Source organism: Mycolicibacterium aromaticivorans JS19b1 = JCM 16368, assembly GCF_000559085.1.
GTDB classification, from domain to species: Bacteria; Actinomycetota; Actinomycetes; order Mycobacteriales; family Mycobacteriaceae; genus Mycobacterium; species Mycobacterium aromaticivorans.
Window position 1 is genome coordinate 1 of sequence record NZ_JALN02000002.1, and the last position, 14,542, is coordinate 14,542.

Consider the following 14,542-nt stretch of genomic DNA (forward strand, 5'->3'; position numbering starts at 1 on the left):
ACACGTTCGTCTTTCCGCGTATCGATTAGACGCTTAACGATGTGATCCGCGGGTACGCATCGGCGCCGGCGCTCTTCTGCGGGTTTCGCGGTGGTGAATTTAGCAACATGAAGGCGATTGTCGACTGCGCGGACGTCGTCGATCTGAAACTCGACGACACGTTCCTCGGTACGCTCAGGCGCGTGGCTTCGCCGTGGATCCTGCCGGGCGCGCAGCCCGCGGATGGGCCCTAGGTCGAGCACACTACTCCGTATGTGACGTCGAATATCGTCGGCGGAGAGGAATTCCAGGCTCTCGACTACTGCCGGGTACGGGCTGAACCGTCTCCGGTTTGATGCCGGCTTCGTAGGTGAGATATCGCCGGCTGGACGCCGGAGTCGAGCATAATAGGCGGTCTCGTATTCCTCTGGCGGGACGTAGTCGAGGAGGCTGTGGAGGCGCCGATTGTTGAACCAGTCGACCTATTCCATCCAGGCTTATTCGACCTCGTCGAGGGTGCGCAGCGGGCCACTGAGGAACGGACTGCCCCGACCGGTGGCTTCGGTCTTGAACAACCCGATCGTCGTCTCAGCCAACGCATTGTCGTAAGCGTCACCGACACGGCCGATCGATGCCGCAATCCCTTCCAGCACAAGAGTTTCCGCGAACGCGATGGATGCGTATTGGGCGGATTCAACTGATCGTCGCAACACCTCGAATTATCGGAGGTGTGCGATGGGGGTACGGGAACCGGCAGTTGGAGGTCCGTGGCTATCGGCGTCAGATTCCCTCACCGGGGGCCGATATTCCGCAGTTCTCCACTTACACCACCTGGCACCTGTGTCTGACCGATCTGGCCCGGATGGGCTGGGGGGACTTGACCCGTGTGTTGGACACGCTCAATCCCAGGAATGTGCTGGGGGAAGCGAGATGATCCAACCCGATGGCAAGGAAAAATTACCCCGATGAGTTCAAGCGTGACGCGGTCGCGCTCTACCGGGACACCGAGGGCGCGACGATCGCCCAGATCGCTGCCGAGCTCGGTGTCAGCGAGGCCACGCTCTCGGCGTGGTGCAAGTCGCCGGGGTGCCGATTCGGCACCGCCGCGGTGTCGTAGTGGCCGAGCCTGTGCTAGGGCCGAGAGCCCTGAGCAGGAGCTGGCCCGCCTCCGCAGTGAGGTCAAGGCGTTACGCGCCACCGAGGCGCGGTTGTCCACCGAGCGTGACATCTTGCGGTCGGCGGCCAAATATTTCGCCGGGGAGACGAACTGGTGAGCCGCTTTCAGTTTGTCGCCGACCACCTGCACGCCTTCGAGGTGAAGTGGCTCTGCGCAGTCGTCGAGGTTGCGCGTTCGTCGTTCTACGCGTGGTTGGCCGGTGCTGACGGACGAGCGGCCCGTCGGGCTGCTGACGAGGCGCTGGCCGAGCGTATCCGCGCCGTCCACGACGAGGACAACACCTACGGGGCGCCGCGGATCACCGCCGAGCTCAACGACGGTGCGCCCGAGGGGCAGCGGGTCAACCACAAGCGGGTGGCTCGGGTGATGCGCGGCGCCGGGATCGCCGGTTATCGACGCCGACGTCGGGTCAAGACGACCGTGGCGGACCCGGCGAACCAGAAGGTCCCCGACCTGCTCAAACGCGATTTCACCGCCGCGCAGGTCAACACCCGTTACGTCGGCGACATCACCTACTTGCCATTGGCGACCGGCGCCAACCTGTACCTGGCCACCGTGATCGACTGCTGTTCACGGCGGGTCGCCGGGTGGGCGATCGCCGATCACATGCGCACCGAACTGGTCATCGATGCGCTCAAAGCCGCTGCTGCACTGCGGGGTTCACTGGCTGGTGCAATATTCCATGCAGATCATGGAAGTCAGTACACCTCACGGGATTTCGCGAATCTCTGCCGCGATCTGGGGGTCGTCCAGTCGATGGGTGCGGTGGGGTCAAGTGCCGATAACGCGTTGGCCGAATCGTTCAACGCCGCCCTCAAGCGCGAGATTCTGCAAGACCGTGCCTGCTGGCCGGACGCGGCGATCTGCCGCCGTGAGGTCTTTCGGTGGCTGGCCCGCTACAACACCACACGACGGCACTCCTACTGCCGTCATTCCAGCCCCGCGACCTACGAAAGGAACCTGACACCGGCTACGCTGCCCGAAGCCGCATAACCACAAATCCCGTGTCCACTACATGGGGGCAAGGCCCGGGAGCTGCACGGGATAGGCCACCAATCGACCGAGTCGACGCTGACCTTCATTCACCTCTCGGGCCGCGATTTTGCCGAGAAGCTGAATCGTTCGATGACCTACGTGCATGCGCAGCGCATCGCCACGCTCACCGCGGTCGACGGCACGGGACGGGCCCGGCGTGGACGTTTTCGCTGCCCGTCGAAGGCTCCGAGCTGGACCGAGTGCACCGCTCGAATCGCGCCCGAAAGCACTGCGCTGCAACAGGGCCGGGCATCCCAACGCCGGCGCCAGCGGCGGGAAACATATCGCGCCCTGAGGTGCCAATACAGCCCCCATGTTGCTTTGTTCCTCTTTGTTCGTTGTTGAGGCGCCTGCATCGCGGCGTCAAGATTTTCCGCTCCGCGACCTGTGATGTGGAGAGCATTGAATCTAATGGACGATTGGTATTAGTATTAGATATAGAATATCATGCGCTCGATTATTTAGTTCAACTTATTATTGATACTAATAGACACATGTGCGCAGTCGGGCGGCGGAGCTCCAGAGAGGAAGGCCATCCCTTGGCTACAAGAGCGACTACGGAGGCGAAGATATATGATGGAGCTTTGCGCGCCCTTGCTCGCCAGGGGCCGAAAAAGCTCGCAATGAGCGGTATCGCGGCGGAGGCGGGGGTGTCGGGTGGCACGCTCTACCGATACTTCAAAAACAAGGAAGACCTCCTCGAGTCGCTCGGCAATCATTTCGTCATGAGGTTGCGCGGGACCCTACAGGGGGCGATCGCCGAACAGCCCAATCCCGCCGATCGTCTGCCCTTGGTCGTGGATATCGTGCTGCGCTACTGGCAGGAGAACCCGGCAGCTGTCCAACTAGGACAACTCGAACCGGATTTCGTGATCGACTACATCAAGCAGGTGACACCCCAGTGGTCTGCCGCTATTCATGACGCCGTGGAGCCCGTCCTCGCCGATAGCCCGGCAGTCCAGCTCGGACTGGCAACACCGGATGAGATCGTGAACCTCATTGTTAGGATGGCTTTTTCGCATTACTTCCTGCCTGTCAACGACTACCGTGAACTGCGCGACCTACTGCTCGCACTTGGGAGTTCGGCTGGGCTGGATCCAAAGAATGGTCGGATTGGGTCCGGACGCAAGGCCGCAAGCTGATGGTTACGACTGTTTAGCACCGACAACATCGCGCACCACGCTGATTCCTTCGATCTCGGCCTCGACCACATCGCCTTCCTGGCGAATCGGCCGTCCCTGCATACCGATACCGTCGGCGGCCCCGGTGGACGCGATGTCACCCGCGTTCAAAGTGGCTCGCGCGGCGACGTAGTCGAAACACTCGTCGAGGTTCCTAACGACCTTTTGGTCCGATCATGTTGATGCTCTTCACCATTGACGCGCAAGGTAATCTCCACATCGATCTGACTCGATCCACCGAACTCATCCTGGTAGTGATCCACGGTCCCCTAAGTCGCTCCCGTGAGCCGCGCCTTGGTGGTGAACAAGTCCAATCCACCGACAGACGACGCTGCATCTCTGGCACTGACATCGTTGCCCGCGGTGTAACCGAGCACAGCATCTGTTGGGTTTGTTCGCCGGAACAGCCGTGACTCCGACGAGCTCAACCTCGAAATCAAGCTAATCGGTGATCGCCGGATTGGCCATCTCATCGCCGTGCCCGATGATCGCGACCCGGGGTCTAGGGAAGCCCACCATACTCGCCGGACACTCGGTGACGCCGAGCTTCTCCAGGTTGGTCCAGTAGTTCATGCCGACGCCGATGATCGTAGAAGTCGAATTGATGGCGGCAGAAGCCGCACGTCCGCGAGCAGTACCGACGGACCGGCAAATTCGAATGCGCTCGACCGGCTGCACGCAGACCCGGCAACAAGCGACCACCACGGCGAGATGTTCGCCGCGCTGCAGCGGCGTCGCCGCCCTCTGGTACGGCGACCCGCGGTGCGCACCAGTCCCCGGCATCGACGGCACGACCGCGGCTTGGGCCGGCCGGGTGTCACACTGGCACGACACCTCGAGCTCACCCCAAGGGTCCGCGCCACTGTCGCACCATCATGGTCAAGGCCGGGCGATGGTTAGCCGCCTAACATCGCGGGATCACGGATCCCGGGCCATGGACCCGCCAGACCTGCGCCCCTGGGTTGCGGCCGTGAACCGCATGAAGGTCGGCGACTATGTCACGCGCCGTGACCACATGCACGCCCGCGCAGGAACACCGACGTCCCCTCGCACCCAGGCCCACAACCTGATGGCGACCCGCACCTTCTTTCGCGACGGACAGGAGTGGGAGTAGATCTGCCGCCGCTTCGACCCGACCCGACCCGCGCGCTTCGCGGTACCCACGCAGCGCGGCCGCGCCGATGGACGCCAACCCCCGCGCCAACTTCGACATGCTCGCCGAAGGGGCTGTCTGCCTGCCCGACGCGCCCGTGCACAAGGACAGGCATCGTCTTCACCAAACCCGTCGATCCTCTTCTCGGACAGGCGATCGACGCATGGCGAGCACTGTCGCCTGGCGCAGCCGACCACGCTCAACCGCAAGACCGGCGAGCACGTCCACATGCTCTTCACCGTCCGCGCACACCGGTTGCGATGAATTTCATCCAACCGCACAACCGCACTGCTCGACCGGGTCGTCAACGTACCCACTCCCGCTGGACCCAAGCTATGGAGACGGTGGCAGGCGTGCCGAGCTCACGCGGGGGTTCCACAAGTGGACCTGGTTGTCACACCACAGTACGTCGGCAGCCTAAATAATAGGTTGCAAACAGTTTCCATCCTATGTAAGCTCAGTGACAGTGTAACCCGCATCACATAGACGCCCATGGTCCTTCGGGCACGGATGATAGGAAGGTGCGCCCGGTGGCAACGATGGCGCCTGACGAGAAGACAATGCGACTGTTAGAAAATGCGCGCGGCTCGATCCTAAAGGGTCGCCTCCCTGCGTCTCTCATCGCTAATGCAGCGCTTTACGAGCTTGAATTGAAGCGAGTATTTGGTAGGACCTGGCAGTTTCTCTGCCACGAAGACGAGATCCCCAATGCGGGTGACTATGTAGTGCGCTACATCGCTGATAACTCAATTATTGTCGCGCGGCAGCAGGATATGACGATTCGGGCGATGTCGAACTCGTGTCGGCACCGCGGCACGCTGCTTTGCCGAACCGAGTCTGGGAATGAGTCGGCGTTCCAGTGTCCGTACCACGGTTGGACCTATCGAAACAACGGTGATCTCATCGCGATACCTGCGCAGCAGGCAGTGTACGGTGCTGCGTTCGACAAGAGTCGGCTAGGGTTGCGCGCTCTGCCGATGCTGGACTCGTACGCGGGCCTTGTCTTCGGGTGTGTGTCGGATGAGGCGCCGGGACTGGATGAGTACCTCGGGGACATGCGCTGGTATCTCGACTTGATGATGAAGAAGAGCCCGGCCGGCCTTGAGGCGTGGGGTGCCCCGCAGCGTTGGGTGATTGACGCGAACTGGAAGACCGGCGCCGATAACTTTGTTGGGGACGGCTATCACACGGTCATGACGCACCGTTCGATGTGCGAGCTGGGGTTGTTACCGCCCGATAATGTGGCCGTTTCGCCGGCCCACGTCAGCCTATCGGGCGGGCACGGGGCGGGCGTTCTAGGCGCACCACCCGGCATACCCGCACCGCCGTACATGGGCTATCCCGAGGAAATCGTCTCCGGTCTCAGCGAGGGTTACGGCGATGACGTCCATGGCGAGATGCTGAAACGGACGATGTTCATTCATGGCAATGTGTTCCCGAACTTGTCCTTCTTGAACGCCTTCATCGCCAAGGACGGGCAGTCTATGCCGTTGCCCATTCTGACCTTGCGGCAATGGCGTCCCTTGGACGCAGCTCGTATGGAGGTGTGGTCGTGGTTCTTCGTGGAGCGCAACGCGCCCGAAGAGTTCAAGCAGCAGTCGTTTGAGACTTATGTTCGGACGTTCGGGGTCGGGGGTGTCTTCGAGCAGGATGACGCCGAGATATTCCAGGCTATTACCAAGGGAACACGCGGCGAGTTGGCTGGTGGTGTGGAGCTGAACCTGGAGATGGGACTGGACAATCTGGCTCCTGATCCAACGTGGCTGGGCCCGGGACGACCGTTGGCCAGTGGCTACGCCGAACAGAATCAGCGCGAGTACTGGAAGCAGTACTTCGACTATCTGGCCACACCGAGAAGGGATGAGAACGTATGACGACAACGGTGCCGCAGGATCCACCTCAGGCTGCGAGGGTTTCGCGCGACGTGCGCGAGGAAATCGAAGACTTCCTTTTCGACGAGGCCGATCTGTTGGATCGCGATGAGTTCGAAGAGTGGCTGGAATTGCTGGCACCGGATGTGCACTATTTCGCGCGCGTCCGTCAGACGCTTCGCAGAGCAGGTGGCCCGGGGTTCTCTGAGCGCTCTATGCACCTGAGTGATAACTACACGAGTCTGAAGATGCGTATTCAGCGGCACCGAACGTCGTCGGATTGGGCTGAGGATCCTCCGTCGCGGATCCGGCACTACATCACCAATGTCAGGGTCAGGTCTGGTGAGGACGGCGATGAGTACCGTGTGACGTCGAATGCGTTGCTGGTGCGCACGCGCGCAGACGAGCCTAAGGTGGAGACAGTCGCTGCCGAGCGCCGAGACATTATTCGTCGCGACGAGACGGGTTTGAAACTGGTCCAGCGCGAGATCCTGCTGGATCACACCACGTTGCCCACGCACAACCTGTCATTCTGGATCTAAGGTGCCGGTGAGCTTGACATCATTACGGCGGCGCCTCCGCCGAAACTCCGGCCCACGAACGTTGTGGCCGAGCGAATTTGGGTCTGTCCTTAAGGTAGGCCGGTAGGTGCGCGCAGCTATTTATCACGGTCGCGAAGACGTGCGGATTGAAGAGCTTCCCGACCCGAGTCCACGTGCGGGCGAAGTGGTCATCGAGGTGGCCCGAGCGGGGATCTGCGGCACAGACCTGCATGAGTACATCGCCGGTCCGATGCATGCTGCGCCAGGGGTCGTCATTGGACACGAATATTCCGGGACGGTGGTCGGCGTCGGGTCCGGCGTGCGCGAGTTCACCGAAGGTGACCGAGTCTGCGGCGTCGGCGTTTTCGGCTGCGGTGAATGCGGCTTCTGCAAACAGGGCGCTGAAGCACTCTGCGGAACAGTCGGTTTCATCGGCTTCGCTGTCAACGGAGCACTTGCCCACTACGCGTCGTTGCCGACGAAGGCGTTATTTCGCATCCCGGATGAGATCAGTCTCGCCGAGGCTGCCGTCGTTGAACCGATCGCGTCGGCGTACCACGCTGTCCGCCGTAGCGGGTTGGCAGCGGGTGGGACCGTCTTCATCGCCGGCGCTGGCCCGATCGGCCTCGCCCTGGTGCAGTTCTGCCTTGCCCAAGGTGCGACTCAGGTCATCGTCAGTGAGGTTTCGGCGACGCGCCGCGTTGCCGCCCACCGGGTCGGGGCTACGCGCGTAATCGATCCTCTGGCGGAGGATGCAGTTGAGGTGGTTCGGACGTTGACGAACGGAAACGGCGTCGACATCTCCTTCGACGCTGCGGGCGTACAACCCGCGCTTGATGCGGCGTTGGGCGTTCTGCGCCCCCGCGGTCGATTGATGGTCGTGGCGATTTGGGAGGCCCCGGCCGGTATCGACATCAATCGAAGCGTCATGCGCGAAGCCAATATCGGCTTTTCATTCTGTTACGAAGCCCAACGCCAGGTTCCGGCGATTCTTGACTTACTAGCTACGGGGGCGATCAGCCTCGGTGAACTGATCACCGACGAAATCCCGTTGGATGCCGTGGTCAGTCAGGGTCTCGAGGAACTGCGCGTCAACCGCGATGCACACGTAAAGATTCTGATCGACCCATCGGCATAGCACGACCGGTATCGCGCCGTCGATTGTCACGCCGCCCCACCAAAGGAGTTAAGTGTCCGCGAATATGGAGAGTCTGTTCGACGGTCTGACAGTCCTCGAGCTGGGGCACGTGATCGCGGCGCCTTTCGCTGCCTCGCTGATCGGCGACTTCGGAGCACAGGTCATCAAGATCGAAGACCCCGGCTCAGGCGACATGTTGCGTAGGTCCGGTCCGAGGAAAGACGGAGTGCCCCTCTGGTGGAAGTCCGCGGCCCGGAACAAGTCAAGCGTCGCTATCGATCTGCGTCTCCCCGAGGGGCAAGCGCTCGTGCGCAAAATGGTCGAACGCGCAGACGTGGTGATCGAAAACTTCCGCCCGGGAACGCTTGAGCGCTGGGGACTGGGATGGGAGGAACTGCACGCATCGAACCCGCGGCTGATCATGTTGCGGATTTCTGGGTACGGCCAGATCGGCCCGGAGAGCGCAAAGCCGGGATACGGACGGGTCGGCGAGGCCATGAGCGGAGCGGTACACATCACCGGGCATCCTGACCGGCCACCGACGCATTTCGGTTTCTCCCTGGGCGATGTCACGACAGGAATCATGGGTGCGTTCGCTGTTGCCGGAGCACTGTTCAAACGTGAAGCGATCGGGGATCGCTTCGATGGGGAATGTATCGACCTGGCTCTCTACGAGTCACTGTTTCGTGGTATCGACTGGCAGGTCATCCTTTATGACCAGTTGAACTTTGTTGCCGAGCGTCAGGGCAATCAGTTTCAGGTCAGCCCGTCACCGGTGTCAGATACTTATCTCAGTGGCGATGGGGTGTGGTACACCGTGGCGACCGGCACCGTTCGGTCAGTGCAGAGCCTGCTCGAACTGCTGGGCGGCACGACTCTGCGTAACGATCCGAAGTACGCGACTCAGGAACTGCAGATGTTGCACCGCGAGGAGCTCGGCGAGATGGTTCGCCAGTGGTTCGCCGAAAACAACTCCGATATCGTCGAAAAGGCCTGCGCGAGCTCCGGTGTCGTGGCTGCGCGGATCTTCACGCCGGCAGAGATGTTCTCCAGTCCCACGTTCGCGGCTCGCGAGAGCCTGGTCGAGGTCGCTGACCAGGAATTGGGTCCGGTCCGCGTCACCGGGGTGGTGCCGAGGTTGACGAACTTTCCCGGATCCGTGCGCAGCACTGGGCCCGGTCTCGGGATCCACGGCAAAGGGGTGCTGACTGAGTGGCTCGGCTTGGCCGACTCGGAGTACGAGGCGCTGGTGTCGAGTGGTGTCGTCGGGGCGGTCGACGTTGACGGAGAGGTTCCCGGGCATTGAGTTCGCTGCGCGACAAGGCTTGCATCGTCGGCGTTGGTCATACGGCCTACCGTCGTGATGGCACTGAGTCGGCAACGGACCTTGGCCTGCAACTCGAAGCGGCCCATGCCGCGATCGTGGATGCCGGGTTGTCGGCTGGCGAGATCGATGGGCTCATCTGCCCGATCAACGGTGGCACGGCCGAAGATTTTATCGCGAATCTTGGCCTGACGAATGTTCGTTACGCGGTGACTTCCCATACCGGAGGCGCGGCAAGTGTGGCGGGTCTGGCAACTGCGGCGATGGCGGTTTGGTCGGGCGTCGCGCGGCATGTCCTCATTCCCGCGGGCTGGTGTGGGTACTCAGGTCCGCGTGCCCGCGGGATGGCATCGAGCGCGGACATGGCGATAGGCAAGGTTGTCCGGGATTATTACGCGCCACAGGGCGCGGTGTCGGCCGTGCACCAGTATGCGCTCGTGGCCGACCGCTACGTCCGCAAGTATGACGTGCCGCCTGAAGCGATGGGGGCGGTGGCAGTCGCGTTTCGTGCTAACGCGCAGCTCAACTCGAATGCGGTGATGTGCGGCCGTGAGCTGACGATGCAGGAGTATCTCGACGCTCCACCGATCAGTACGCCGTTTCGTTTGTTCGATTGCAGTCTGGAGACCGACGGCGCAGCGGCGGTGGTGGTATCAGCGGCCGATCGTGCGGCTGACAGCCCGCACCGGCCGGTGTTTGTGATGAGTGTGGCCGAAGGTCGCCCATTTCCCGTCGATGAGTTCGCCAACAGGGCCGACCCATTGGAGATTGGGCTTGCCGAGGCGGCGCCGCGCGCATTTGCCGACGCTGGTGTCACCCCGTCTGACATCGATCTGCTCGAGGTTTACGACAGTTTCACTGTCAACGTGTTGCGGCAGATCGAATCGGCCGGGTTCTGTAAGCCAGGCGAAGCAGCGGATTTCGTTCTCGACGGATGTATCGCCGCGGACGGTTCGTTGCCCACGAATCTCAACGGCGGTTTGTTATCCGAAGCCCACGTGCAAGGCATGAACAATCTGGTCGAGGCGGTGCGGCAGCTGCGCGGTGGTTTACCGCAGCGGCAGGTCCACAATGCGGAGTTGGCGGTAGTGACCGGTATGGGCGGCGGATGGGGTTCAGGTGCTCTCGCGATATTGCGTCGGTGACAGCGTTGTGACTGGCCGGTTCACAAGGGGACCGATGTGACACGAACGGGACCGGATGTCGCAGCACCGCCGTTGCCATCCCTGGAGGGTCTCACGGCCCAGTTCTATGAGCATTGCCGACGTGAAGAGCTGTCGTTTCAGCGTTGTTCAGGGTGCGATCGCTGGCGTCACGTTCCTCGCCTGGCGTGCGCGCGCTGCGGCAGTGACGCTTGGTCTTGGCAGAGGTCGTCGGGCAGGGGAGTGGTATTCAGCCACACGGTTATTCACCGCGCGCTGCATCCCGGGTTCGACGAGGCCGTCCCGTTCGTGTGCGCCGTCGTCGAAATGGATGAGGGTGTGCGGATGGTGGCACGGATGGTGGGCGTAGTTGCCGACGGGACAGCGATGTTGGCGGATGCGGCCGTCGAGGTTGTCTATGTGCACGTCGCCGATGATGTTGTGCTGCCGGCATTTCGGCTGCCCGCTGCGGAAGTGCGGGGCGATGGCCGCCGCTGACGAGTTGCGCGATCGTGTCGGTGAGAAGATCCACTTTCGAGGAGCCGACTCGGTGACGCAGAACGACATCCGCCGCAAACTGGAGGTTTTCACCTTTTCCTGTCCGCTGCATGACGACGAGGCGGCAGCGAAGGCGCACGGGTACCTCGGCGTTGTGGCCCCGGTGACGATGACCCCGCTGTGGGGGCTGCCGCCGTATTGGGCACCCGGACAGCCCAGTCCCTATCTGGTCGACGGGCAGGAGATGACGGGCAACATCACCGACACGCTGGCTCTGCCGTTCAGCCGATCGGTCAACGTCAGCAGCGAGTGGCAGTACCACGCACCGCTGTACTTGGGGGACAGGTTGCAGGGGACTACGACGATCATCTCGGTAGAGCAGAAGCGCACCCGGGTGGGTACCGGAGTCTTCCTGCAATACGAGTCGGAGTACGTGAAGGTTTCGGGAGAACTGGTCGCGCGCAACCGAAATACCGTCTTCAACTACGACCCAGACGACGCCTCCAGGCCTGAGCCCGGCACTTCGGCCCGCGCCCAGCAGGGCGACCGAGGTCGGAGCCCACGCCCCGTCGACGATGCCGATACCGGTGTCGATTGGAACACGCCACTCGAGTTCGACGACGTTACGGTCGGTGCGCAAGTGCGCGGGCCGGCCTTGGCCCTGACTTACCAGCGCATGGTGATGAACATTGCCGCGGATCGCATGTTTTCCGGGATACACCACAGCGCCGCGGCCGCGCATGCCGCGGGGCTTGCCGACATCATCTTCAATACTCGTGGCCTGGAAGCCCTTTTCGAGACCGGGCTTCGTCGATGGATGGGCCTTCGCGGCAGGTTGGTGCAGCTGGGTCCGTTTAAGATGAGTGCCTCGGTTCACCCGGGCGACGTGGTGCAGGCGCGATGGACGGTGACTGGCAAGCATGCGCAGGCTGGCGCAGACGTCGTAGATCTCGAATTCGGTGTCTTCGCCGGGGATCGGCAAGCGGCGCAAGGGGTTGCCGCCATTCATCTCAACGGCAAAAAGCAATGCTGATCAGAGTTCTGTAGGAGAAGGAGGGTTCCGATGAGTGTTATCAAGGCGGACGTGGAGGTCTGCCAGGGCTACGCGAACTGTGTCGTTGCAGCGGCCGACGTCTTTGACATCGGTGATACGGGAACTGTTGTCATTCTTGATGACACGGTAGCCGAGAGCGATGAGGCGCGGATTGTCACTGCGATTCGCAGTTGCCCCGTCTCGGCTCTACGCCTCGAAACGGCCTGAGTGAGACGGCCGTGAACGGCGCAAGTATCAGGGGGTCGGATGCATGGTGGAGACGAGTCGGATCGTCGAATGTCCTTGAGTCTCAACCGACATGAGTTCTCGTGTATTGCATCCTCAATCAGGATCTGGCTCCACTTCCACTTCGACGCGTGAGATCGGTGCCCGGCAGACGCGGTGACGGTTTGTGGTGATTTGAGTTACGGCTGTCTCGGGGTGATTCGGGCATTACAGCAAGGGAAAGGTACCGATGACGTTAAAAATGAGTACTTCAGGCGGTTCGGACACGACCGCTCGTAGTCTCGTCGATGTCGATCGCGGGGAGATCAGTCGCGAAATCTTCACCGATGCTTCGATTTTCAACCGTGAGTTGGAGTATTTGTTTCCGCGGAGCTGGTTGTTTGTGGGTCATGCCACGCAGGTGTCTGCGCCGGGTCAGTTCTTCTCGTCGAGGATGGGCTCGGATCCGGTGTTGTTGACCCGTGACGCTCAGGGTGGTGTGAATGTCTTGCTCAATTCGTGCCGACATCGGGGTATGGCGGTGTGTCGCTACGACGAGGGTCGCGCGCTGCAGTTCACCTGTCCCTATCATGGCTGGTCGTACTCGATGGACGGTTCGCTGGTGTCCACTCCAGGGGATTTGCACGGTGTGCCGCAGCAGGGCATGGCCTACGGCAACGGCCTTGACAAAGCGGCCTGGGGACTTGTCAGGGCTGCCAAGGTGCACAACTTCAAGGGCTTGATCTTCGCGTGCTGGGATCCCGCCGCCCCGGATTTCGACGAGTATGTCGGTGACTTTCACTATTGGCTGGACAACCTGGCTGATGCTTTCGATGGCACGGAAGGTGGTACCGAGGTGTTCCGTGGGGTGCAGAAGTGGCGCATCAAATCAAATTGGAAGTTCGTTTCAGAAAACTTTCTGGGCGATACCTATCACGGGGCGACGACTCACGCCTCAGTTGAACAGGTGGGTATCGGCCCGGGCGGCAGAAACTCCCGGCGTCACGGTGAACGACAGGATCAGGGTGGTTTTTCGAAGGGCCGTGTGAAGACGTCGTTTCGGACGGGCCATGGCGCGTCGGACAATCTGGCGTATGAGATTCCCTATCCTGAGTTCGCCGAAGAACCGGCCTTGAGTGAGTACTTCTCCCAGGCCTGGGCACTCCGTAAAGAGCGGTTAGAGGCGCAGGGCAGACTGCTCGGCGGACGTGGCCCAGCGACGATGTTCCCCAATATGTCGTTCTCCGCCGGTTTTCCGCGGACGATCCTGGTGTCACACCCGATCAGCCCCACCGAAACCGAAGTGTGGCGGTGGTACCTCATCGACAAGAACGCACCCGATGATGTACGTGACTGGCTGCGCCGCTATTACATGCGCTACTCGGGTCCTGGAGGGATGACGGAGCAAGACGATATGGAGAACTGGAATTACGCGACGCAGGCTAGCCAGGGCGTGATAGCCCGGCGGTATCCGTACAACTATCAGCAGGGTCTCGATATGGAAACTCCCAGTGCGCTCGACCAGGCGGTGCATTCTCACCAGCCCATCGCTGGCGAGGTGAATGCTCGCGCCTTTTACCGGCGATGGGCCGAGTTCGTGGACAACCTCTCGTGGCCTCAACTCATCGAACTTGCCAAATCCGACGAGAGAGCCGCACGGTCGTGAGTGCAACGGGCGGTGAAATTTCCACGAGGCAGGACGCGGTAGAAAAGTTGCTGCTTCAGGCCGATATTGCCGACTTTCTTTATCGGGAAGCCGACCTGCTCGACGAACGACGTTACTCCGAATGGCTCGGTCTGCTCACCGAGGACTACGAGTATTCCGTTCCACTGCGGACGAACGTGGCGTACGACGACCTCGCGCAGCTGGAACAGACTCAGCAAGGTAGCGACATCTGCTGGTTCGACGAGGGGAAGGAGACGGTCACTTCGCGGGTGGAGCAGTTGATGACGGGACTGCACTGGGCGGAAGAACCCGTCTCGCGAGTGTCACACCTAGTCACCAACGTGCGTATCGAGGCGGTAGAAGACGCGGAAGTCGAGGTGAGCTGCCGCTTCCTGGTGTACCGGAATCGGGTCACCGATGAAACGGATTTTCTGGTCGGCCGCCGCAGGGACCGGTTGCGGCGCAGTGTGGCTGGCGATTGGCAACTGTGTCGTCGCCGGCTACTCCTGGACCAGGCGGTGCTGCTTGCCAAGAACCTCTCGATCATCCTGTGAAAATGCCTCCCAATCTTTGACCCT

General features: G+C 61.5%; 16 protein-coding genes and 1 pseudogene. 14 read left to right on the forward strand and 3 right to left on the reverse strand.

Annotated features, from left to right (window positions below):
• Nucleotides 1-41: 41 nt before the first annotated feature.
• On the forward strand, nucleotides 42-233 hold the full coding sequence (locus tag Y900_RS26305) for a hypothetical protein (protein WP_036348077.1): 192 nt from the start codon (nucleotides 42-44) through the stop codon (nucleotides 231-233).
• A gap of 243 nt (nucleotides 234-476) precedes the next feature.
• On the opposite strand, the gene Y900_RS32520 is transcribed toward Y900_RS26305, so the two are convergent.
• Nucleotides 477-632, reverse strand: a complete 156-nt coding sequence (locus tag Y900_RS32520) for a hypothetical protein (protein WP_157838281.1) — start codon at nucleotides 630-632, stop codon at nucleotides 477-479.
• 290 nt (nucleotides 633-922) lie between these two features.
• On the opposite strand from Y900_RS32520, the pseudogene Y900_RS26325 reads away from it, so the two are divergent.
• A pseudogene (locus Y900_RS26325) lies at nucleotides 923-2,149 on the forward strand (IS3 family transposase).
• A 536-nt stretch (nucleotides 2,150-2,685) separates the two neighbouring features.
• Nucleotides 2,686-3,333, forward strand: coding sequence for a TetR/AcrR family transcriptional regulator (locus tag Y900_RS26330; RefSeq protein WP_081845366.1), 648 nt, complete (start codon nucleotides 2,686-2,688; stop codon nucleotides 3,331-3,333).
• 3 nt (nucleotides 3,334-3,336) lie between these two features.
• Here the strand turns inward: Y900_RS26330 and Y900_RS33180 are convergent, their stop codons facing one another.
• Both Y900_RS33180 and Y900_RS33510 read right to left on the reverse strand, forming a co-directional pair.
• Entirely contained in the window at nucleotides 3,337-3,483 is a 147-nt protein-coding gene (locus tag Y900_RS33180; protein ID WP_237752725.1) for a fumarylacetoacetate hydrolase family protein, read from the reverse strand.
• Nucleotides 3,484-3,813: 330 nt separating this feature from the next.
• A complete protein-coding gene (locus tag Y900_RS33510) occupies nucleotides 3,814-3,945 on the reverse strand; it encodes a hypothetical protein (protein WP_272945577.1) in 132 nt (43 codons plus the stop codon).
• Between the two features lie 361 nt (nucleotides 3,946-4,306).
• Between Y900_RS33510 and Y900_RS26340 the strand changes: the two genes are divergently transcribed.
• The 11 genes from Y900_RS26340 (at nucleotide 4,307) to Y900_RS26390 (ending at nucleotide 14,518) form a co-directional block, all read left to right on the forward strand.
• Nucleotides 4,307-4,486 carry a hypothetical protein gene (locus Y900_RS26340; RefSeq protein ID WP_036348082.1) on the forward strand — a complete coding sequence of 60 codons (180 nt, stop codon included), beginning with the start codon at nucleotides 4,307-4,309 and terminating at the stop codon, nucleotides 4,484-4,486.
• Between the two features lie 578 nt (nucleotides 4,487-5,064).
• Nucleotides 5,065-6,399 carry a Rieske 2Fe-2S domain-containing protein gene (locus tag Y900_RS26345; protein WP_051660546.1) on the forward strand — a complete coding sequence of 445 codons (1,335 nt, stop codon included), beginning with the start codon at nucleotides 5,065-5,067 and terminating at the stop codon, nucleotides 6,397-6,399.
• Nucleotides 6,396-6,938 carry an aromatic-ring-hydroxylating dioxygenase subunit beta gene (locus tag Y900_RS26350; RefSeq protein ID WP_036348089.1) on the forward strand — a complete coding sequence of 181 codons (543 nt, stop codon included), beginning with the start codon at nucleotides 6,396-6,398 and terminating at the stop codon, nucleotides 6,936-6,938. The genes Y900_RS26345 and Y900_RS26350 overlap by 4 nt, the downstream gene beginning before the upstream one ends.
• 184 nt (nucleotides 6,939-7,122) lie before the next feature.
• Nucleotides 7,123-8,076 carry a zinc-binding dehydrogenase gene (locus Y900_RS26355; RefSeq protein ID WP_272945584.1) on the forward strand — a complete coding sequence of 318 codons (954 nt, stop codon included), beginning with the start codon at nucleotides 7,123-7,125 and terminating at the stop codon, nucleotides 8,074-8,076.
• A gap of 52 nt (nucleotides 8,077-8,128) precedes the next feature.
• Complete coding sequence (locus Y900_RS26360) at nucleotides 8,129-9,382, forward strand: CaiB/BaiF CoA transferase family protein (RefSeq protein ID WP_036348094.1); 1,254 nt, start codon at nucleotides 8,129-8,131, stop codon at nucleotides 9,380-9,382.
• Nucleotides 9,379-10,545, forward strand: coding sequence for a thiolase C-terminal domain-containing protein (locus tag Y900_RS26365; RefSeq protein ID WP_036348098.1), 1,167 nt, complete (start codon nucleotides 9,379-9,381; stop codon nucleotides 10,543-10,545). The genes Y900_RS26360 and Y900_RS26365 overlap by 4 nt, the downstream gene beginning before the upstream one ends.
• A gap of 36 nt (nucleotides 10,546-10,581) precedes the next feature.
• Nucleotides 10,582-11,040 carry a Zn-ribbon domain-containing OB-fold protein gene (locus Y900_RS33515; protein ID WP_036348101.1) on the forward strand — a complete coding sequence of 153 codons (459 nt, stop codon included), beginning with the start codon at nucleotides 10,582-10,584 and terminating at the stop codon, nucleotides 11,038-11,040.
• On the forward strand, nucleotides 11,027-12,073 hold the full coding sequence (locus tag Y900_RS26375; RefSeq protein WP_036348103.1) for an FAS1-like dehydratase domain-containing protein: 1,047 nt from the start codon (nucleotides 11,027-11,029) through the stop codon (nucleotides 12,071-12,073). Before Y900_RS33515 ends, Y900_RS26375 begins: the two co-directional genes overlap by 14 nt.
• A gap of 30 nt (nucleotides 12,074-12,103) precedes the next feature.
• A complete protein-coding gene (locus Y900_RS26380; RefSeq protein ID WP_036348106.1) occupies nucleotides 12,104-12,301 on the forward strand; it encodes a ferredoxin in 198 nt (65 codons plus the stop codon).
• A 247-nt stretch (nucleotides 12,302-12,548) separates the two neighbouring features.
• Entirely contained in the window at nucleotides 12,549-13,964 is a 1,416-nt protein-coding gene (locus Y900_RS26385; RefSeq protein WP_036348109.1) for an aromatic ring-hydroxylating oxygenase subunit alpha, read from the forward strand.
• Complete coding sequence (locus tag Y900_RS26390; RefSeq protein WP_036348113.1) at nucleotides 13,961-14,518, forward strand: 3-phenylpropionate/cinnamic acid dioxygenase subunit beta; 558 nt, start codon at nucleotides 13,961-13,963, stop codon at nucleotides 14,516-14,518. The genes Y900_RS26385 and Y900_RS26390 overlap by 4 nt, the downstream gene beginning before the upstream one ends.
• Nucleotides 14,519-14,542 lie beyond the last annotated feature (24 nt).